This is a genomic window from Sphingomonas sp. ID0503 (genome assembly GCF_048565625.1).
Classification (GTDB): domain Bacteria; phylum Pseudomonadota; class Alphaproteobacteria; order Sphingomonadales; family Sphingomonadaceae; genus JBLZUR01.
The window spans coordinates 2553419-2572219 of record NZ_JBLZUR010000002.1 but is presented as its reverse complement, the minus strand read 5'-3'; the positions used below and the strand labels follow the sequence as shown (position 1 = coordinate 2572219).

Annotated in this window: 19 protein-coding genes and 1 pseudogene; 9 read left to right on the top strand and 11 right to left on the bottom strand. The window is 67.4% G+C overall.

What is annotated here, in order from left to right:
* Positions 1–61: 61 nt before the first annotated feature.
* Positions 62–1132: a lactonase family protein gene (locus tag ACM608_RS13570; protein ID WP_419683871.1), complete on the top strand. Its 1071-nt coding sequence runs from the start codon at positions 62–64 to the stop codon at positions 1130–1132.
* Between the two features lie 6 nt (positions 1133–1138).
* Here ACM608_RS13570 and grxD read toward each other — a convergent pair whose 3' ends face one another.
* From grxD to leuC, 7 genes are all read right to left on the bottom strand, one after another.
* A complete protein-coding gene (gene grxD / locus ACM608_RS13565; RefSeq protein ID WP_419683870.1) occupies positions 1139–1483 on the bottom strand; it encodes a Grx4 family monothiol glutaredoxin in 345 nt (114 codons plus the stop codon).
* Between the two features lie 2 nt (positions 1484–1485).
* On the bottom strand, positions 1486–1728 hold the full coding sequence (locus ACM608_RS13560) for a BolA family protein (RefSeq protein ID WP_419683868.1): 243 nt from the start codon (positions 1726–1728) through the stop codon (positions 1486–1488).
* A gap of 4 nt (positions 1729–1732) precedes the next feature.
* The gene (locus tag ACM608_RS13555; RefSeq protein WP_419683866.1) at positions 1733–2056 is read right to left on the bottom strand and encodes a DUF1476 domain-containing protein; all 324 of its coding nucleotides are present in this window, start codon (positions 2054–2056) and stop codon (positions 1733–1735) included.
* A 67-nt stretch (positions 2057–2123) separates the two neighbouring features.
* Positions 2124–2717 (bottom strand): 3-isopropylmalate dehydratase small subunit, encoded by a 594-nt coding sequence (leuD, locus tag ACM608_RS13550; protein WP_419685213.1) that lies wholly within the window; start codon positions 2715–2717, stop codon positions 2124–2126.
* A complete protein-coding gene (locus ACM608_RS13545) occupies positions 2717–3130 on the bottom strand; it encodes a type II toxin-antitoxin system VapC family toxin (protein ID WP_419683864.1) in 414 nt (137 codons plus the stop codon). The genes leuD and ACM608_RS13545 overlap by 1 nt, the downstream gene beginning before the upstream one ends.
* Positions 3127–3393 (bottom strand): type II toxin-antitoxin system Phd/YefM family antitoxin, encoded by a 267-nt coding sequence (locus tag ACM608_RS13540; RefSeq protein ID WP_419683862.1) that lies wholly within the window; start codon positions 3391–3393, stop codon positions 3127–3129. Before ACM608_RS13540 ends, ACM608_RS13545 begins: the two co-directional genes overlap by 4 nt.
* A gap of 35 nt (positions 3394–3428) precedes the next feature.
* Positions 3429–4874 (bottom strand): 3-isopropylmalate dehydratase large subunit, encoded by a 1446-nt coding sequence (gene leuC / locus ACM608_RS13535; protein WP_419683860.1) that lies wholly within the window; start codon positions 4872–4874, stop codon positions 3429–3431.
* A gap of 283 nt (positions 4875–5157) precedes the next feature.
* On the opposite strand from leuC, the gene ACM608_RS13530 reads away from it, so the two are divergent.
* The 7 genes and pseudogenes from ACM608_RS13530 to ACM608_RS13500 all read left to right on the top strand — a co-directional run bounded on the left by ACM608_RS13530 (position 5158) and on the right by ACM608_RS13500 (position 11250).
* Positions 5158–5526, top strand: coding sequence for a BlaI/MecI/CopY family transcriptional regulator (locus ACM608_RS13530; protein WP_419683859.1), 369 nt, complete (start codon positions 5158–5160; stop codon positions 5524–5526).
* Positions 5523–7178 carry a M56 family metallopeptidase gene (locus ACM608_RS13525; RefSeq protein WP_419683857.1) on the top strand — a complete coding sequence of 552 codons (1656 nt, stop codon included), beginning with the start codon at positions 5523–5525 and terminating at the stop codon, positions 7176–7178. The genes ACM608_RS13530 and ACM608_RS13525 overlap by 4 nt, the downstream gene beginning before the upstream one ends.
* Before the next feature lie 103 nt (positions 7179–7281).
* Positions 7282–7746, top strand: a complete 465-nt coding sequence (locus ACM608_RS13520) for a DUF4126 domain-containing protein (protein WP_419683856.1) — start codon at positions 7282–7284, stop codon at positions 7744–7746.
* 66 nt (positions 7747–7812) lie between these two features.
* Complete coding sequence (locus ACM608_RS13515) at positions 7813–8076, top strand: hypothetical protein (RefSeq protein ID WP_419683855.1); 264 nt, start codon at positions 7813–7815, stop codon at positions 8074–8076.
* A 16-nt stretch (positions 8077–8092) separates the two neighbouring features.
* Positions 8093–8905 carry a cytochrome b/b6 domain-containing protein gene (locus ACM608_RS13510; protein ID WP_419685211.1) on the top strand — a complete coding sequence of 271 codons (813 nt, stop codon included), beginning with the start codon at positions 8093–8095 and terminating at the stop codon, positions 8903–8905.
* Positions 8902–9658 (top strand): annotated as a pseudogene (locus ACM608_RS13505) (molybdopterin-dependent oxidoreductase). Before ACM608_RS13510 ends, ACM608_RS13505 begins: the two are co-directional and overlap by 4 nt.
* A 161-nt stretch (positions 9659–9819) precedes the next feature.
* On the top strand, positions 9820–11250 hold the full coding sequence (locus tag ACM608_RS13500) for an adenosine deaminase family protein (protein ID WP_419683854.1): 1431 nt from the start codon (positions 9820–9822) through the stop codon (positions 11248–11250).
* Positions 11251–11319: 69 nt separating this feature from the next.
* Here the strand turns inward: ACM608_RS13500 and ACM608_RS13495 are convergent, their stop codons facing one another.
* From ACM608_RS13495 to ACM608_RS13480, 4 genes are all read right to left on the bottom strand, one after another.
* A complete protein-coding gene (locus ACM608_RS13495) occupies positions 11320–11841 on the bottom strand; it encodes a phosphoribosyltransferase (protein WP_419683853.1) in 522 nt (173 codons plus the stop codon).
* A 1-nt stretch (position 11842) separates the two neighbouring features.
* Positions 11843–12886: a purine nucleoside permease gene (locus ACM608_RS13490; protein ID WP_419683852.1), complete on the bottom strand. Its 1044-nt coding sequence runs from the start codon at positions 12884–12886 to the stop codon at positions 11843–11845.
* 87 nt (positions 12887–12973) lie between these two features.
* Positions 12974–14296 carry an NCS2 family permease gene (locus ACM608_RS13485; RefSeq protein WP_419683851.1) on the bottom strand — a complete coding sequence of 441 codons (1323 nt, stop codon included), beginning with the start codon at positions 14294–14296 and terminating at the stop codon, positions 12974–12976.
* Positions 14297–14448: 152 nt separating this feature from the next.
* Complete coding sequence (locus ACM608_RS13480) at positions 14449–16665, bottom strand: TonB-dependent receptor (protein WP_419683850.1); 2217 nt, start codon at positions 16663–16665, stop codon at positions 14449–14451.
* Between the two features lie 173 nt (positions 16666–16838).
* On the opposite strand from ACM608_RS13480, the gene acs reads away from it, so the two are divergent.
* Complete coding sequence (acs, locus tag ACM608_RS13475) at positions 16839–18770, top strand: acetate--CoA ligase (RefSeq protein WP_419683849.1); 1932 nt, start codon at positions 16839–16841, stop codon at positions 18768–18770.
* The last annotated feature ends 31 nt before the right edge of the window (positions 18771–18801 follow it).

Genomic DNA, 18801 nt, shown 5'->3' with positions numbered 1-18801 from the left:
CGTTCCGCCGGTTTGTGGCGGTGCCTGCCGATCGGCTGCGCTGGCAGAGGAGCCGTCCGAGGTGTCTGTATCGGGTTCCAGTTCCGCGACGGTTCAAGGGTTTTCGTCCCTCGACGCTGGGGAGTCGCCGCTCCTGTGCGTCGGCACCTATGCCGCGAGTGGCGGCAGGGGTTTGCTCCCCCTCATCCGCGATCCGGAGTGGCGTGTCGGCGGGCCGGTGGCGGCGGCGGAGAACAGTTCCTTTGGGGCCTTCGACGCGGGGCGGGACCTCGCCTTCTTCGTCGACGAGCGAAACGAGGGGCGCGTCCGCATCTTCCGCCGGGCGGAGCCGGTCTGGATGGAGGTCGCGGCTCAGCCGACCCTTGGCGAGGCACCCTGCTATCTCGCGCTCAGTCCGGCGCGAACGCGTCTGGCGGTGGCCAATTATGGCAGCGGCTCGCTCGCGGTGTTCACGCTCGATCCCGCGACAGGCCTGCCCACGGGTGAGCCGCGCTTGTGGCAAGGCACTGGTCAGGGACCCGATGCGGAGCGGCAGGAGGGGCCGCACGTGCATTGCGCGGTGTTCGATGGAGAGGATCGGCTGTATGCGGTCGATCTCGGCACCGACCGGATCTTCTGCTTCGGCTCAGAGGGCGAGGAGCCTTCCGTTGCGTTCCAGACGCGGCCGGGTGCCGGGCCGCGCCACCTCGTCTTCCATCCCGGCTTGCCGGTCGCTTATCTGGTCAGCGAACTGGCGAGCACGATCACCGTGCTGGACAGGGACGGGCCGCGCTTCGCCGTCCGTTCGGTCCACCGCATCCAGCCGGAGGACTTTCACGGCGACAATCTTGGCGGGCATCTCAGCCTCGATGCCGCGGGCACCCGCCTCTATGTCAGCAATCGGGGGCATGACAGCATCGCGGTGCTCGCGATCGAGGAGGATGGTGACCTTCGGCTGCTCCAGCACGCGCCGACGCATGGCGCGTCCCCACGGAGCTTCGTTCTCTTGGAGGCGGAGCGGCTGTTCGTCGTCGCCAATGAGGAGGCGCAGAACGTCGCGGTGATCGCGCTGACCGACGACGGTCGGCTCGGAGAGGTTCAGGCCGTCATACCGGTGCCCGGCGCGGCCTTTCCCTTCGTGGTCGCGCGCTGATCGAGTTCAGGCGGGCTTCACGCCTTTTTCTTCCATCAGTTCCGCCAGCTCGCCGGCCTCGTACATCTCCATCATGATGTCCGATCCGCCGACGAACTCGCCCTTCACATAGAGCTGCGGGATGGTGGGCCAGTCGGAATAGGTCTTGATCCCCTGGCGCACGCCTTGGTCCTGCAGCACGTCCACCGAGGCATACTCGACGCCGAGATGCTCCAGGATCGCCACTGCGCGGCTGGAGAAGCCGCATTGCGGGAACAGGGGCGTGCCCTTCATGAAGAGCACGACGTCGTTCGACTTCACCGCCGTGTCGATGCGGGCAATCGCCCCGTCGTTCGCAGTCACGTCGCTCATCTTCAGGCTCCTTGTTCGGGGACGGCGGTGGTCAGTTGCAGCGCATGAAGCACGCCGCCCATCCGTCCGCCGAGTGTCTCGTAGACCTTCTGGTGCTGGCGGACGCGGGGCAGCCCACGAAAGCTCTCGCTCACCACCCGCGCCGCATAATGATCGCCGTCGCCGGCGAGATCGGTGATCTCGACCCGCGCATCGGGGATACCCGCGCGGATCATATCCTCGATCTCATCGGCGCGCATCGGCATGGCGTTACTTGACTTCCAGAAGCTGGCGCCGCGCCTCGACCGTGCAGTCGGCGAGTTGCGCGCGCACCTTCGCCTCGTCGATCTCGACATTGGCGGCGAGGAGATCGGACAGGAGCTTGCGGATCACGTCGTCGTCGCCCGATTCCTCGAAATCGGCCTGCACGACCGCCTTGTAATAGGCGTCAGTCTCTTCAGCGGTGAGGCCCATCAGGCCCGCGGCCCATTGCCCGGCCAGCCGGTTGCGACGCGCGACGATGCGGAACTGCATTTCCTCGTCATGGGCGAACTTGGTCTCGAAAGCCCGCTCCCGATCGTCGAACGTCGTCATCACCACCCCTTCGGTTGATCGTCTCACGCCGGAGATAGGGCGAGGCGGCCCGCACCGCAATGCGCGGTCAGGCGGTGGCCTCGGCAAGCCAAGGACGCTCGTCCGCCATCCGCCCCTCGAACCGCGCGATCGCGCCGTCCATGGCGAGCGTCAGCCCGATCTCGTCCTGCCCGTTCAGCAGGCAATCGCGGCGGAACGGGTCCATCGCAAAGGTGAAGCGATCCTGGAACGGCGTGGTCACCGTGCAGGTCTCCAGATCGATGGTGATTGGATCGGTCTTCGCGACCTCCAGCAGGCGATCGACCTGATCCTGCGGCAGGACGACGGTCAGGATGCCGTTCTTGAAGGCGTTGCCCGAGAAGATGTCCGAGAAGCTGGGCGCGATGACCGCCGTCACGCCCATGTCGGCCAGCGCCCAGGCGGCATGCTCGCGACTGGACCCGCAGCCGAAATTGTCGCCGGCGATGATGACGGGCGCGCCGGCATAAGCCGGATCGTCGAACACGTTGCCTGCCTCGGCGCGGATCGTCTCGAACGCGCCCTTGCCGAGGCCGGCGCGGGTGATCGTCTTCAGATAATGCGCCGGGATGATGACGTCGGTGTCGACGTTTTTCAGGCCCAGCGGATAGGCGCGGCCTTCGACGGTGTGGATGGGGTTCATCATGCAGGCTCCAGAAGTTCGACGCCGACCGAACGCGCGGCGTGAGCAAGCTCCTTGTCGAGCGTGGCCAATGCGAGTCCGCGCCGTTCGGCAAGTTCCAGATACAGGGCGTCGTAGATCGTCAGGCGATGGGCGCGGGCCAGGGGTACAACCCGCGCAAAGACGTCCTCGCCTATAGGACTGTCGGTTTCCACCGACATCAGCCCGACCAGCGCGTCGAGCTTCGCGATATCCGCGACACGCGCCCGCTGCCCGCGCTCACCCATCAGCGCGCCATTGGCGATTTCAAGCCACCAGTGCGCCGGCACCACCACACCGTCCTCAACGGCGCGGCCCAGCAAGGTCTCCTCGGCGCGTTCGTCATCGAAGTACCATGCAAGGGTAAGCGAAGCATCAATTACGAAGCCGGTCATCGGCGACCTTCGTTGATCCAACCCTTGATCGAATCGCCGGGTTGAAGGCGTGGCCCGCTCTCGGCGCGCCACTTTTTCCACGCGTCCAACGCTCGCCGCTTGTCTTCCGCCGTCTTCGGAGCCTCACGCGCGGCGACAAGCCTCGCCACTGCCTTGCCGTGCCGCCGGATGACGATCTCCTCTCCGGCCTCGGCGCGGTCAAGCAGTTCGGAAAAGCGAGCCTTGGCATCGGCGACCGCGAATTCTGTCGTGCGCGCATCCATCAAATATGACCCTTTAATTAGATGTTCTGGTCATATCATGCAGCAGCAGGGCTCATCAACTCGCGAACGTCGGTGAGCCTGCCGGTCACCGCCGCTGCCGCCGCCATCGCCGGAGAGACAAGGTGGGTGCGGGCGCCGGGGCCCTGGCGGCCGACGAAGTTGCGGTTGGAGGTGGAGGCGCAGCGTTCGCCCGGCGGCACCTTGTCCGGGTTCATGGCGAGGCAGGCGGAGCAGCCCGGTTCCCGCCATTCGAAGCCGGCGTCGAGGAAGATGCGGTCAAGGCCCTCGGCCTCCGCCTGCCGCTTCACCAGGCCGGAGCCGGGGACGATCAGCGCCTGCTTCACATTTGGCGCGACCCTGCGACCGCGCGCGATAGCGGCGGCGGCGCGGAGGTCCTCGATACGGCTGTTGGTGCAGCTGCCGATGAAGACGTTCTCGACCGGCACGTCGGCCATCCGGGTGCCGGGTGTCAGGCCCATATAGTCGAGCGACTTTTTTGCTGCGACCTGCTTCGACGGATCGGCGAAGCTGGCCGGATCGGGCACGGTGCCGGTGATCGGCACGACGTCCTCCGGGCTGGTGCCCCAGGTGAGGCAGGGCGCGATCTCCGCCGCGTCGATTACCACGGTCTTGTCGTAGGTCGCGCCAGGATCGGTTGCGAGGCTGCGCCAGCAGGCGACCGCCTTGTCCCATTCCGCCCCCGCCGGCGCCATCGGGCGGTCCTTCAGATAGGCGAAGGTGATGTCGTCGGGTGCGACGAGGCCCGCGCGCGCGCCGCCCTCGATCGACATGTTGCAGACGGTCAGCCGCCCCTCGACCGACATCTCGCGGAAGACGTTGCCGGTATATTCGATGACATAGCCGGTGCCGCCCGCCGCGCCGATCCGGCCGATGATGTGGAGGATCACGTCCTTCGGCGTCACGCCCGCGCCGAGCGTCCCGTCGACCCGCACCTCCATCGTCTTCGACGGCGAGAGCAACAGGGTCTGGGTGGCGAGCACATGCTCCACCTCCGACGTGCCGATGCCGAAGGCGAGCGCGCCCATGCCGCCATGCGCGGAGGTGTGGCTGTCGCCGCAGACGATGGTCGTGCCGGGCAGCGAAAAGCCCTGTTCGGGGCCGACGACATGGACGATGCCCTGCTCGGGTGCGACCGCATCGATATAGTGGATGCCGAACTCCGGCGCGTTCCGCTCGAGTGCGGCGAGCTGCTGCGCGGATTCGGCGTCGGCAATGGGCAGGCGCTGGCCCGCCGCGTCCACGCGCGGGGTGGTCGGCAGGTTGTGGTCAGGCACCGCGAGCGTGAGGTCCGGCCGCCGCACCTTTCGCCCCGCGACGCGAAGCCCTTCGAAGGCCTGCGGACTCGTTACTTCATGAACGAGGTGGCGATCGATATAGATCAGGCAGGTTCCATCCGGGCGACGCTCGACGACATGCGCGTCCCAAATCTTTTCGTACAAGGTGCGGGGCTTTGTAGACATAAGGCGTTGCCCATACGCGCGTGCACGTGTGCATGGAAGGCGGGTGGTTCTGTGGCTGGGGCAAGTGGGGCTTTAATCCTCCCCCAGAGGGGGAGGGGGCCGCCGCCGCTAGGCGGTGGTGGAGGGGTAGCGCTCCGCAAGAGACCGGATCGTGTGCGGCACTTACCCCTCCACCAGCCTGCGGCTGGTCCCCCTCCCCTTCCAGGGGAGGATCAGTTTCTCGCGCACTTGACGACTACGCCTGTAGTCAGATACGACTACACCCGTAATCGAGGAGTGAGTCGTGGAGCGGATCAGCGAAGCCGAGCAGGTGGTAATGGAGGTCCTCTGGGCCTCCGCCGATCCGCTCACCGCCGCCGAGATCGTCGAGCGGCTGGAGGGGGGCAAGGACTGGAGCGACCGCACGGTCAAGACCATGCTCTCGCGCCTGCTCGCCAAGGGCGTGCTCGCCCATCAGGAAGATGGGCGGCGGTATCTCTACAGCCCGGTCGTGCCGCGCGAGGCCTTCGTCGCACGCGAGTCGACGCGGCTGGTGGATCGCCTCTTCGGTGGACGCGCGGCGCCGCTGGTCGCCCATCTCGCCGGGCAGGATCGCCTATCTGACGCGGATATCGATGAGCTTGAGGCCCTTCTGAAGGAGCTGAAGAAATGAGTTCCTGGATCGTGGAAACCCTGGTCGCGACCACCATGCTGATGGCGGTGGTGATGATCCTGCGGCAGCCGGTCGCCGCCAAGTTCGGCGGCAAATACGCCTATCTGCTCTGGGCGCTGCCCGCGCTCCGCATGGTCCTGCCGCCGCTGCCCGAAGGCTGGGGCTGGCAGGCGCTCTATGTGCCGGTTGCGACTGTCGCTTCTGCGGACGAGGGGCATAGCGCCCAGGTCACCCTGGCGCTGATGGACCCGGTGGAGGCGCAGGCCCATGCCGTCGAGATCGCCGCCCGCGCGCCGATCGCCGACACCTCCTCCGCCTGGGCGACCATCGCGGCGCAGGACTGGCCGACGATCCTGCTGACCGTCTGGCTGGCGGGGGCGGCGCTTTGGTTCGCCTGGCAGATGCTGAACTATGCGGCGTTCATCCGCCGCGCGATGGAGGGCGCGAAGCTCCTGTCGCGCGAATGCGGCATCGACGTGCTCGTCACACCTGGCGTCGAGGGGCCGATGGCGGCCGGCTTCATTCGCCGCCGCATCTTCCTGCCCGCCGACTTCCTGTCACGGTACAGCAGCGAGGAGCGGCGTCTGGCCGTCCTGCACGAGGCGGCGCACCATGACCGCTGGGACATCTTCGCCAATCTCGGCGCGCTGGCGGTCCTCTCGATGCACTGGTTCAACCCGATCGCGCATCGCGCCTATCGCGCCTTCCGCGTCGATCAGGAACTCGCCTGCGACGCGACGGTGCTGAAAGGCGCGACGCCCGACAGCCGCTACATCTACGGGTCGGCCGTGGTGAAGGCCGCGTGCAAGCGCGCCCCCGCCGCCGCCTGCGCCCTCAACCACAAGGACCAGCTGAAGCGTCGGCTGAAAATGATGGGCAAGGGCGAGACGCGCGGTGGCCTGGCAATGGCCGGCAAGCTCGGTGTCGCCGCTCTGGTCGGCCTCGGCCTCGGCGTCACCGCCTCCGTCGGCATTGCCACCGAGAATGCAGAGGCGACCACGGCCAAGTTCCGCATGACGGAGATGTCGCCGGTCGATCGCACGGCGGCGAGCATGATCGCGCCGCGGGTCACTGGCGATGGTGGTCGTGTCTCCCCCGCACGTCACCGCGTCGAGAAGACGTGGGTTGAGTCGGTGCCTCCTGTCGAGCCGGTCGGTCCGATCGCATCGATCGCCCCGGTTGCGCCCTCGGCTCCCTTGCCGCCCACGGGCGTTCCGCATGCGCCGTTCCCACCCGTTGCGCCGGTCGCGCCCGACGTACCCAGCCGCGCGGAGATCGACGCCGCCGTGGACAGCGCCTTGCATGTCGCCTCCGCCAGCGCCCGATCGGCCGAGCGTCACGCCATGCTCGCCGCGCGTCAGGCGGAGATCGCCGGCCGCCAGGCCGATCGTGACGCGGCGGCGGCGGATCGCGCGGCGGCGGTCGCCGATCGCCATGCCGAGCGTGCCAGCCACAGCGCGCAGGCGATGATCGAACGCCAGCGCGCCAGCATGGCCCGCGCCTGCGCCGAGAAGGGCAAGCCGGTCGCCGCCACGTCTGACTGGTCCACGCTCGCGCTCTGTGGCTCCTCCAAGGAGATGGCCGCAGCCTCCCTGCGCCATGCGCGCGACAATCTCGACCGCGAGATCGCCCGGCTCGAAGCGGGGAACTGAGGGCGAGGGGGCGCGGTTGTGATGCGGGCATAGTTTCGAGACCCGGCGGAGCCTTGCTCCTCCGCCGTGCGTTTCGGTGGCTCAATCATCGATCGGATTTCTTATGCTCGCTTCGTTCCTGATGGGCCTGGTCGGAGGGCAGCGGGCGCTGACACCGCTTGCGACGGTGGCGGTTGCGGCCGCGCGGGGCGAGCTTCCCAAGGATAATGGCGCGTCGAAGCTGCTCGGCCATCCGGCGGTGGCTGCCGGCACGCTGGCGCTGGCGGCGGCGGAATGGGCGGGGGACAAGCAAAAGACCGCGCCCGACCGGATCGTGCCGATCGGGCTCGCCGCGCGCTTCGTCACCTCGGCGATCGCGGGGGCGGCTCTGGCGTCGCGGGAGAAGCGCTGGCTGGGCGCGGCGGTCGGCGGGGTGACGGCGGTGGTGGCGTCCTATCCCGGCTGGCGGGCACGAATGGCGACGATGCCGCGCTATGGCCAGACGGCGACCGGCTTCGTCGAGGATGCGGCGGTGCTGGCGAGTGCAGCGGCGATCGCGCGCGGGTTCGGGCGGCCGGCCAAGGCCTAGCTTGCGGCGGCGATTGCCGCTGCATATGGCGGGCGGCGCTGATTGGCCTTCCAGGGAGTAGCGCGCGTGAAAGTCTTCGTCTTCGAAGGAGTGCCGACCGGCAACCCGGACGACATGAGCATCGTCGGGGAATATGACCTCGACGTGGTGCCGCGCGTCGGCGAGGGCTTCCTGGTGCGCGACGGCGCGGATGAGGCGGTGACCATCCTGCCGGTCGTGGCGGTGAACCATTTCGTGACGCGATCGGGCGATCACGGTGCCTTCATCCATGTCGAGGCGGGGCCGGTGTTCAACGTGCCATCCGAGTTCGCGGCGTTCTTCTCGTCATGACGGGCGGGCCGTCCCGCTGAACCGGCCGGGCGACCCGCGCGGGACGCTGACGTTTCGGCACCGCCTGCCGGTGCGGATCTGGCATTGGGTGAATGCGGTCACCGTGCTCGTCATGCTGATGAGCGGGCTGTCGATCTTCAACGCGCATCCGCGGCTGTATTGGGGCGAGTACGGTGCCAATCAGGATCGCGCCTGGTTGGAGATCGGCGGGATCGGCGATCGCGGGCTGATGCGCGTGGGACCGGTGGTGATCCCGACGACGGGTGTGCTGGGGCGATGGACGGATGCCGAGGGGCGGCCGGCGCGGCGGGCATTTCCATACTGGGCGACGCTGCCGGCGCATTACAGCCTGGCCGAGGGGCGGCGCTGGCATCTCGCCTTCGCCTGGGTGCTGGGGATCGGGACGGTGCTTTATGCGGTGTGGAGCCTGGTCGCGCGGCACCTGACCCGCGACCTGATGCCGAGGCGCGCGGAACTTACCCCCAAGGCGATCTGGCACGATTTGCGGGACCACCTGCGGCTGCGGCTGCCCAAGGGGGACGCGGCGCTGCGGTACAATCTGCTGCAGAAGCTGGCGTATCTGATGGTGCTGCTGATCCTGCTGCCGCTGCTGATCGCGACGGGGCTGACAATGTCGCCGGCGCTGAACGCGGCCTGGCCCTGGCTGCTCGAGCTGTTCGGCGGGCGGCAGTCGGCGCGGTCGATCCACTTCATCTGTGCGGCCGGGATGACGGGGTTCGTCGTCGTCCACCTCGTCATGGTGGTGCTCGCCGGGCCGGTTAACGAATTGCGGTCGATGATCACCGGCTGGATCAGGGTGCGGCGGTGATTACGCGGCGCGGCCTGATCGGGGCGCTTGCGGCGGGCGGGGGCGGCGTGCTGCTCTCCGGCTGCGAGCGGATCGGGGCGACGCGGCCGGCGCAGGCGATGCTGACGGGCGAGGAGGGGCTGACCTATCGTGCGCAGCGGCTGGTGATGGATCGCGGAGCGCTCGCGCCGGAGTTCGGAGCGGGGGAGATGTCGCCCGTGTTTCGCACCAACGGCAATGTCATGCCGCGATCGCCTGAGTATCAGCGCCATCTGGCGAGCGGGTTCCGCGACTGGCGGATGACGGTGGGCGGGCTGGTCGAGCGGCCCTTGTCGCTGTCGCTCTACGACCTGCAGAACCTGCCCCGGCGGACGCAGATCACGCGGCATGACTGTGTCGAGGGATGGAGCGCGATCGGGCAATGGTCGGGGCCGCAGCTCTGGCCGATCCTGCGCTTCGCGGGGCTGAAGCGGGCGGCGCGCTATGTCGTGTTTCGGTGTGCCGACGATTTTGGGGGCGTGCCCTATTACGAGAGCATCGACCTGATCGACGCGGCGCACCCGCAGACGATCCTGGCGGTGGCGATGAACGGGCGTCCCTTTGCCGGTCGGACATGGCGCGCCGGTCCGGCTGCGCGTGGAGCGGCAGCTGGGGTACAAGCAGGCGAAGTTCGTGATGGCCGTGGAGGCGGTGGACGACCTTGCCCGCGTGCAGGGCGGCAAGGGTGGGTTCTGGGAGGATACCACGGGGTATGAGTGGTATGCGGGGATCTGACCGGTCGATCTAGCCACCCGCTCGCCCTGAGTCCCTCGACTGCCTGCCAAGGCAGGCGCTCGGGATAAACTTTACACCTCCGGTGTAAAGATCGAAGGGCGGGTTCGAGGGGCGCTTGTGACCCGTGCTTCGACTTCGCTCAGCACGAACGGGGAGTTGTGATGAAGGCGTTCTTTTCGGTTCTGGTATTCGCCCTCGCCGCACCGGCGGCGGCGCAGTCTCCGGTCGAGGCGCTGTTCGATACGGTGAAGGCGAGCCCGCCGCGGCTGCGCGTGTTCCTGCAGGCGATGCCCAAAGGGGCGGACCTGCACAACCACCTCTGGGGCGCGCCCTATGCCGAGGAGTTCATCGCATGGGGTGCGACGGACGGGCTGTGCCTGAGGGGGGCGGACCTGACCTTCGTGCCCGCGCCTTGCGGTGAGGGGGCGGTGCCGCTGGCGGGGCTCTCGGATCGCGATCCCGCATTGTACCGCCGGACGATCGATTCGCTTTCGACGCGGGCTTTTGCGCGTGGCGTCGGGCGGAACGAGCGGACGGGGCATACCCAGTTCTTCGACAGCTTCGACAAGTTCGCGGGCGCGGCGATCCCCTCGATCGGACGCATGGTCGCCTCGGCACGGGACAAGGCAGCGGGCGATAACGTCCAGTATCTGGAGCTGATGTCAAACCCGGAAGCGGTTCACCTGACGGCGATGAAGGCGGCCGGGACGGCGTGGGATGGCGACTTCGACGCGGCGTACCGGCGGGTCGGGCCGCTGCTGCCCGATGCGGTGAAGGCGGCGGTGAAGGAGACGGATGCCGCAGAGGCCGAGGCGGCGAAGATCAACGAGTGCCTGACGCAGAAGCCCGCGCGCGGTGCCTGTGCAGTCACCGTCCGCTATCTGCCGTTCGCGCTGCGGTCACAGGCACCCGCCTATGTCTTCGGGCAGATGGCGGTGGCTTTCGCGCTGGCCGAGGCGGATTGGCGCTATGTGGGGGTCAACATCGTCGCCCCGGAGGATGGGCCGGTCTCAACCCGCGACTACGACCTGCACATGGCGATGTTCGCCTATTTCCATAAGCGGTTTCCGAAGGTGCCGCTGGCGCTGCACGCTGGGGAGGTCACGCTGGGGCTGGTGCCGCCGGCGGAGTTGCGCGGGCGCATTCGCAAGGCGGTGGAGGTCGCGGGGGCAAGCCGGATCGGGCATGGCGTCGACATCGCCTTCGAGAGCGACAGCGCCGGGCTGCTGAAGGAGATGGCGGCGAAGGGCGTGGCGGTCGAGATCAACCTGACCAGCAACGACACCATCCTGGGCGTCAAGGGGCGGGATCATCCGCTCGCCCTCTACCGCGCGGCGGGGGTGCCGGTGGTGCTTTCAACCGACGACGAGGGCGTGTCGCGATCCGACATGACCAACGAGTACCTGCGCGCGGTGACGGAGCAGGGGCTCGGCTATGCCGAGCTGAAGGCGATCGCCAAGGCCGGGATCGAACACGCGTTCCTGCCACCGAAGGAGAAGGGGGAGCAGGCGGCGAAGCTCGATGCGGCGTTCGACCGGTTCGAGGCGGAGGTGGTGGAAAAAAGTTCTAGTCAGGTGCCCCGTTCGTCCTGAGCGAAGTCGAAGCACCGGCACAAAGCGATGTCTCCGCGACTCGTGCTTCGACTTCGGGGCAATCGAAGATCACGCGAGGCGCTGGGGCACCTCGTTTGCCTCCTCGACCAGTTCGTCATGGGTCGAGACGGCTTCCCAGGGGAAGACGAACCAGCGCTTGTCGGTGGTGCGGTTGATGGTGCGGGACCAGTAGTCGACGGTGGTCCGGCTGCTGAGATTGTTCAGGAGGACGGCGAACTTCACATGTTCGGCGACGCAGCCGTATTTCACCATGCTGTCGCGCAGGTAGACGATGGTCGAACCGCTGTCGTTGATGTCGTCGATGAACAGGATGTGCTTGCCGTCGCAGGTCTGCCTGGCGAGCTTCATCAGTAACTCGTCGGAGAAGTCGTAGACCTTGGAGGAATGGTCCACCGACAGCATCGGGATGTTGGTGCGGTGCGAGAGGTATGCGCCGGGGACGAGGCCGCCACGCCCGATGCCGACGACGAAATCGGGCTTCCACGGCTCCCGCTTCATCGCGTCGGCGACGGCGAGGACATCGGCGAGGAAGGTTTCGTTGTCGATATAGGCGAATTCGGGGGTGCTCACGTCACTTCGCTCCGGGGATGGTGTCGGCGTATTTCGCCCAGTTGCCGGTGATCTCGTCCACCACCGGGCGGCCGATGCGATAGGCGGCATCGACCGAGGATTCGAGTCCGGAAAGCTCCGCATTCTCATTGTGGAGGCTGTCGGCCGCGGACTGGCCGGGGGCCTGGGTCGCGTAGTTGCTGCCGGTGCGGAGGACGAGCAGGCGGTTGGGATCGGCCTTGCCCGATTTCGCGAGGACCGAGAGCGCGCGGTGGACCCCGGTGTCCTCCATCGCGGTCATCACGAAGCGGCCGGTGCCGCCGGTCCAGTATTTCGTCCACTCCTCGGTGAAGCTGTTGAGCAGCTTGCCGTGCCAGAAGGTCTGGCCACTGGCTTCCTCACCGGTCGTCACCTTCGGCTGTTCGAGCGCCTTGGGGTAGCCGATGAAGCGGGCGCGCATCTTCTGAAGGGTGGGGGTGTCGGGGATCGGCACGTCCTTGGTGAGGCTGTAGGCCCAATCGCGGAGCGGCTTGTTCAGGGGGAAGAGGTTGTAGCTCATGTCGGTGGGGACGGGCAGTTGATAGGGCTTGGCGCGTTCCCAGGGCACGCGGCCGGTGGGCCAATCGGCGGGGATCTCGCGGGCGTCAATCTCGAAGCCGAGATCGGTGTCGATGATGTCGCCGATCCACGCGGCCGAGCCGATCGAGGCCTCGTTGGGGTTCACGCCGGCGATCGCGGCGACCAGCCAGTAAGCTTTGCTGAGATCGAAGCGGGGATCGAGGCCGAGCAGCATGGTCGAGGTGGCGGCGCGGTTGGTGCCCATGCCGGTTGAGAGGACGAGGAGGCCGCGCTTCGCATCATAGCGGAGCGGGCGTTCGCCGCCTGGGAAGGGCAGGGTGGTGGGGATCTGTTCGGCCCAGTGCTGGAACTCGCCGGCCTTGTCGCCGGTGTCGGCGCCGATCTCGAACGCGGTGACGACGACCATGCGGATGAGGATGGGTCGCTCCGCCGCCTGCACGATGGCGGGTGTGGCGAGGAGGGCGAGAGGGAGAAGGAAGCGGTTCATCATGTCTCCTGCGCCCGTTCGGGCTGAGCTTGTCGAGGCCCCTGCGCTGGCACTTCGACAAGCTCAGTGCGAACGGGGTTCGGTGTGTTATCCCGCCGCCAGATACAGGAAGCGGAGGACGAAGAGCAGGGCGAGCGCGAGGAGCATCCAGTCGCGCCGGGTGATCGTCCCGCGCACGATCTTCAGCGCGGCATAACCGGTGATACCGAAGGCGAGGCCGTTGGCGATCGAGAAGGTGAGCGGGATCATGATGAGCGTCAGGAAGGCGGGGACGGCGTCGAGCGGGTCGTCCCAGACGATCTCGGCAAGCGGGGCCATCATCAGGCCGCCGACGAGGATCAGCGCGGGGGCCGTCGCCCAGACTGGCACGAGCTGCGCATAGGGGGCGACGAACATGACCGCGAGGAAGAGGACGCCGGTGGTCACCGCCGTCAGCCCGGTGCGGCCGCCCGCCTGCACGCCGGCGGCGCTTTCGACATAGGAGGTGACGGTGCTGGTGCCCGCCATCGAGCCGACCACGGTCGCGGCGGCGTCGGTGAAGAGGATGCGGTTGAGGCGGGGGATCTGCCCGTCCGGCCCGATCAGGCCGGCGCGCTTGGTGACGGCGACGAGGGTGCCGATATTGTCGAAGAGATCGACGAACAGGAAGACGAAGAGGATTTCGAGCACGCCGAGGCCGTGGCTGCCGCCGAGGCCAAAGACGCCGGCGAGGTCGAGCTTGAACGCGGTGTCGCGGATCGCGCCGAGGTCATAGGGCTGCGGCGTCATGGTGACCGCGCCGACCACCGCGCCGATCAGGGTGATGGCGATGATGCCGATCAGCACCGCGCCCCGCACCTTCCAGATCGAGAGACCGCCGATGAGGAGAAGGCCCAGCAGGGCGAGGGCGGCGCCGGGCTGACGCAGGTCGCCGAGCGACACGAAGGTGGCCGGGTTCGAGACGACGATGCCGGCGTTCTTCAGGCCGATGAAGCCGATGAAGAGGCCGATGCCGCCGGCCGTCGCCGCGAACAGCTTGGGCGGGATCGCGGCGAGGATCATCTGGCGCACGCCGACGGCGGTCAGCGCCAGGAAGACAAGGCCGGAGATGAGGACGCAGCCGAGCGCCACCGGCCAGGGAACGTGCATCTGCTGCACGACGGTGAAGCTGAAATAGGCGTTGAGGCCCATGCCGGGGGCGAGCGCCAGCGGCACATTGGCGGTGAAGCCCATCAGGATCGAGGCGAAGGCGGCGGCAAGGCAGGTCGCGACCGCGACGCCCGCCACCGGCATCCCCGCCATGCCGAGGATCGCCGGGTTGACGAGGACGATATACGCCATCGTCAGGAAGGTGGTGGCCCCGGCGAGGATTTCCGTCCGCACGTCGGTGCCGCGCGCGGCGAGATCGAAGCGGCGTTCGAGGAAGCTCATGCGGACCTTCTACACATAAAATCCTCCCCACGAAGTGGGGAGGGGGACCGCCGAAGGCGGTGGAGGGGCGGCCGCGAAGACGGCGGTTGCACCGCCGCCCCTCCACCATCCTTCGGATGGTCCCCCTCCCCATCTGTGATGGGGAGGATTGGTCAGAACCCCTTGCGGACCGAGACGCCGAGGATGCGGGGTTCGTTGATCATGCCGGTCAGGTTGTTGAAGTCGATCGCCGAGACGATGCGGATCTGGTTGGTGATGTTGCGGGCAAAGGCCGCGATCTCCAGATCGTCCGCCGTCTTGTAGCCGACCTTCAGGCCACCCTCTAGCGAGGCGCGGCCGCGGAACTCCTTCGCCGTGTAGAGGAAGTAGTTGATCCGGCTGCGATAGGCCCAGTCGGTATAGGCGAACACCTCGCCCGAGCCGACCGGGATGGCGTAACGTGCCGTCGCATTGGCGATCCAGCGCGGCGCCTGCGGCAGATCGTTGCCGTCGAGAATGGCGAGGCCGGCGGCGTTCAGCGGATCGGTGACGGTGCACTGGCCGGAGCCGCAGGGCGCGACGGCGAGGTTGTTGTCGCGGATCTCGGTGAAGTTGTAGCTGCCGCCTGCCGTCAGTTCGAGACCGTCGACCGGCTTGAACATGACATCGAGCTCGGCACCGTAGCCGATCGCCTTTTCGGCGTTGATCAGGCGGGCGGTGTTCACCGCGCCACCGACGGCGGTCAGCTGCAGATCCTTGGTCCGCCACCAATAGCCGTTGACCGAGAAGGAGAGGGTGCGGTCGGCGGACGCGCCCTTGAAGCCGGCCTCACCCGAGATCGTCGTCTGCTTCGAGGCGACGGTCGGCACGCCGCCGAAGTTCACGCGGTCCTGGATCGCCGGGCCGAGATAGCCGGTGGCGAAGCGGGCGTAGACGTTGACCTGATCGTTCAGCGCATAGGTGGCGCTGGCATCCCAGGAGACGTTGTCGTCGCTGGCGCGGGTGGTAACGGGCAGGGTGACGCCCGGCGCGATGCCCATGCCGCCGACGAAATCGCGGCGCTTGTCATGGCTGTAGCGCACGCCGGCGCGCAGCGTCAGCGCGTCCACCGTGTAGGTGCCGGAGGCGAAGATGCCGTAATTCTCATTGATGTTGCGGTGGACGACGTTGCCGTCGATCGCGCCGGCCGTGGTGTAGCTCAGCTCGTTATAGAAGAGCTTCTGACGGAAGTAGTAGCCGCCGCCCTGAAACTGGAGGCCGCCCATGTCCTCGGTCGCGAAGCGAAGTTCCTGGCTGAATTCGCGCGGCTTGGTGATGCCGCCGGTGTTCGACGGGAAGAGCGCCACGTTGAGGCCGAGCGGGGGGAAGGCGTAGATGTTGCCGCCGTCGATATCGCCGGTGGAATCGACCTTCGCGCGTTCATAGGCGGTGATCGAGTAGAGCGTGCCGACGCCGTCGAACGTGTAGTCGAGGTGGAGGTTGGTGCCCCACTGCTTCAGGTCCTGGCTGGTGAAGCCGTCGACCGCGACGTGATCCTTGTCGAAGCCGGGGGCGAAGTGGTTGCTGCCCTGGGCGATCGCGCCGGCGCGGAAGATGCGCGGGGTGCCGTTCAGGTCGCGGCCGTGTATGTTCCAGAGCGCGTTGAAATCGCCCGAGGTATAGGCGAGCTGGAAGCGGCCGGCGAGGTCGCGATAGCCCTCGAACTCGTCATCGGCATTGCCGGCGGTGGCGTCGTTCTCCACCCAGTCGTCGCGGCGCTGGAGCAGGCCGGAGATGCGGAAGGACAGGCCTTCACCGATCGGGCCGCCGACCGCCGCCTCGGCATTGACGGTGTTGTAGGTGCCCCAGCTGACGCTGCCATAGCCGCCGAAGCTGTCGGAGGGCTTGGCGCTGTCGATCTTGACGACGCCGGCGGGCGTGTTGCGGCCGAAGAGGGTGCCCTGCGGCCCGCGCAGAACCTGGACATTAGCGAGGTCGAAGACGGGAAACGACTTCAGCATCGGGCTTTCCAGCGCGACGTCGTCATAGACGACCGACACCGGCTGCGCCGCGTTGGGATCGAAATCCGTGTTGCCGAGGCCGCGGATGTAGAAGCGCGGGAAGGTGCGGCCGAAGGAGGATTCGATCAGCAGGCTGGGCGTGCGCGCGGAAAGGACGCGGATGTCGAGGCCCGAGGAGTTGATGACGTCCAGCTTCTCACCGGCGAGGACGGTGACGGCGACCGGCACGTCCTTGGCCAGTTCCTCACGGCGGGTGGCGGTGACGATGATGTCGCCGTCCTCGATCGCCGCCTCGGGCGCATCGGCCGCAATCGCGAGGGAGGGGATCGCGGCCATGAGCGCGATGCCGGACAGCAGGATGGCGCGTGGCGCGCCGCGACGAGAAACCATGGTGACCCCCTTTTTATCTGGTCGCCCTGGCATCCTCCGGATTCGGGATCTTCTGTCCGTTGGGGCGGCGATACCATGCACGCCGCCGTCATCAAGCTGTCACCGACGGGACATCTTCGACAGGTGGCGCTTTCGTGGCTATCGTGGCGAAAAGGCAACGGAGAGACGCGCGCGTGACGACCTATCCAGTACCGCAGGAATGGGCGGGCAAGGCCCTGATCGATGCGGACCAGTACCGCGCGATGTATGCCAAGGCGGCGGCCGAACCGGAGGCGTTCTGGCGCGAGGAGGCGAAGCGGATCGACTGGATCGTGCCGTTTTCGACCGTGAAGGACACGTCGTTCGATGAGGCGGATTTCCGCATCCGCTGGTTCGCGGACGGCAAGCTGAACGTATCGGCCAATTGCCTGGACCGGCATCTGGCGGAGCGCGGCGATCAGGTCGCGATCCTATGGGAGGGCGACGATCCCGCCGAGAGCCGGAGGATCACCTACGCGCAGTTGCATGAGGAGGTCTGCCGCTTCGCCAACGTGCTGAAGGCGCGGGGCGTCGAGAAGGGCGATCGGGTAACGATCTACCTGCCGATGATCCCCGAGGCGGCGGTGGCGATGCTCGCCTGCACGCGGATCGGCGCGATCCATTCGATCGTGTTCGGCGGCTTCTCGCCCGACGCCTTGACCGGCCGCATCCAAGATTGCGATTCCAAGCTGGTCGTTACCGCGAACGAGGGGCTGCGCGGCGGCAAGAAGGTGCCGCTGAAGGCCAATGTCGACGAGGCGCTGACCCACTGTACCAGCGTGACCGACGTCATCGTGGTGCGGCGGACGGAGAGCGACACCGCGATGCAGGCGGGCCGCGACCATTGGTATGCGGACGAGATCGCGGGCGCGTCGGCCGATTGTGCGCCCGAGGCGATGGGGGCGGAGGACCCGCTGTTCATCCTCTACACCAGCGGATCGACGGGGAAGCCGAAGGGGGTGCTGCATACGACCGGCGGCTATCTCGTCTGGGGATCGATGACGCACCAGTACGTCTTCGATGCGCGGCCCGGGGACATCTACTGGTGCGCGGCGGATGTGGGCTGGGTGACCGGCCACACCTACGTCGTCTACGCGCCGCTCGCCAACGGCGTGACGACGGTGATGTTCGAGGGGGTGCCGAACTGGCCGGACCACAGCCGGTTCTGGCAGGTGGTCGACAAGTACAACGTCTCGATCTTCTACGCGGCACCCACCGCGCTCCGCGCGCTGATGCGCGAGGGCGACGAGTGGGTGACGAAAACCGACCGGTCGTCCTTGCGGGTGCTGGGGTCGGTCGGCGAGCCGATCAATCCCGAGGCGTGGGAATGGTATCACCGCGTGGTGGGGGATCGCCGCTGCCCGATCGTGGATACCTGGTGGCAGACGGAGACGGGCGGCATCCTGATCTCGCCGCTGCCGGGGGCGACGGCGCTGAAGCCCGGTTCCGCCACCAACCCCCTGTTCGGGGTGAAGCCGGAGATCGTCGATGCCGAGGGCAAGGTGCTGGAGGGTGCGACGGAGGGCAACCTCGTCATCGCCGACAGCTGGCCGGGGCAGATGCGGACCGTCTGGGGCGATCACGACCGCTTCTTCCAGACCTATTTCAGTACCTACCCCGGCAAGTATTTCACGGGCGACGGCTGCCGGCGGGACGAGGACGGCTACTACTGGATCACCGGCCGGGTCGACGACGTCATCAACGTGTCAGGCCACCGCATGGGGACGGCCGAGGTGGAGAGCGCGCTGGTGCTCCACGCCAAGGTCGCCGAGGCGGCGGTGGTCGGCATGCCGCACGACATCAAGGGGCAGGGCATCTACGCCTATGTCACCCTGAACGCCGGCGAGGAGCCGAGTCCGGCGCTGCGCGACGAGCTGGTGAGATGGGTGCGGCGGGAGATCGGGCCGATCGCGACGCCCGACGCGCTGCAATTCGCGCCCGCGCTGCCGAAGACGCGGTCGGGCAAGATCATGCGCCGCATCCTCCGCAAGATCGCGGAGGGGGATGTGTCGAACCTGGGCGATACCTCGACTTTGGCCGACCCGGGTGTGGTGGACAGCCTGGTGCGGGACCGTGTGGCGCGCTAGCGGGTTTAACTCTACGCCGGGTGCTCAGACT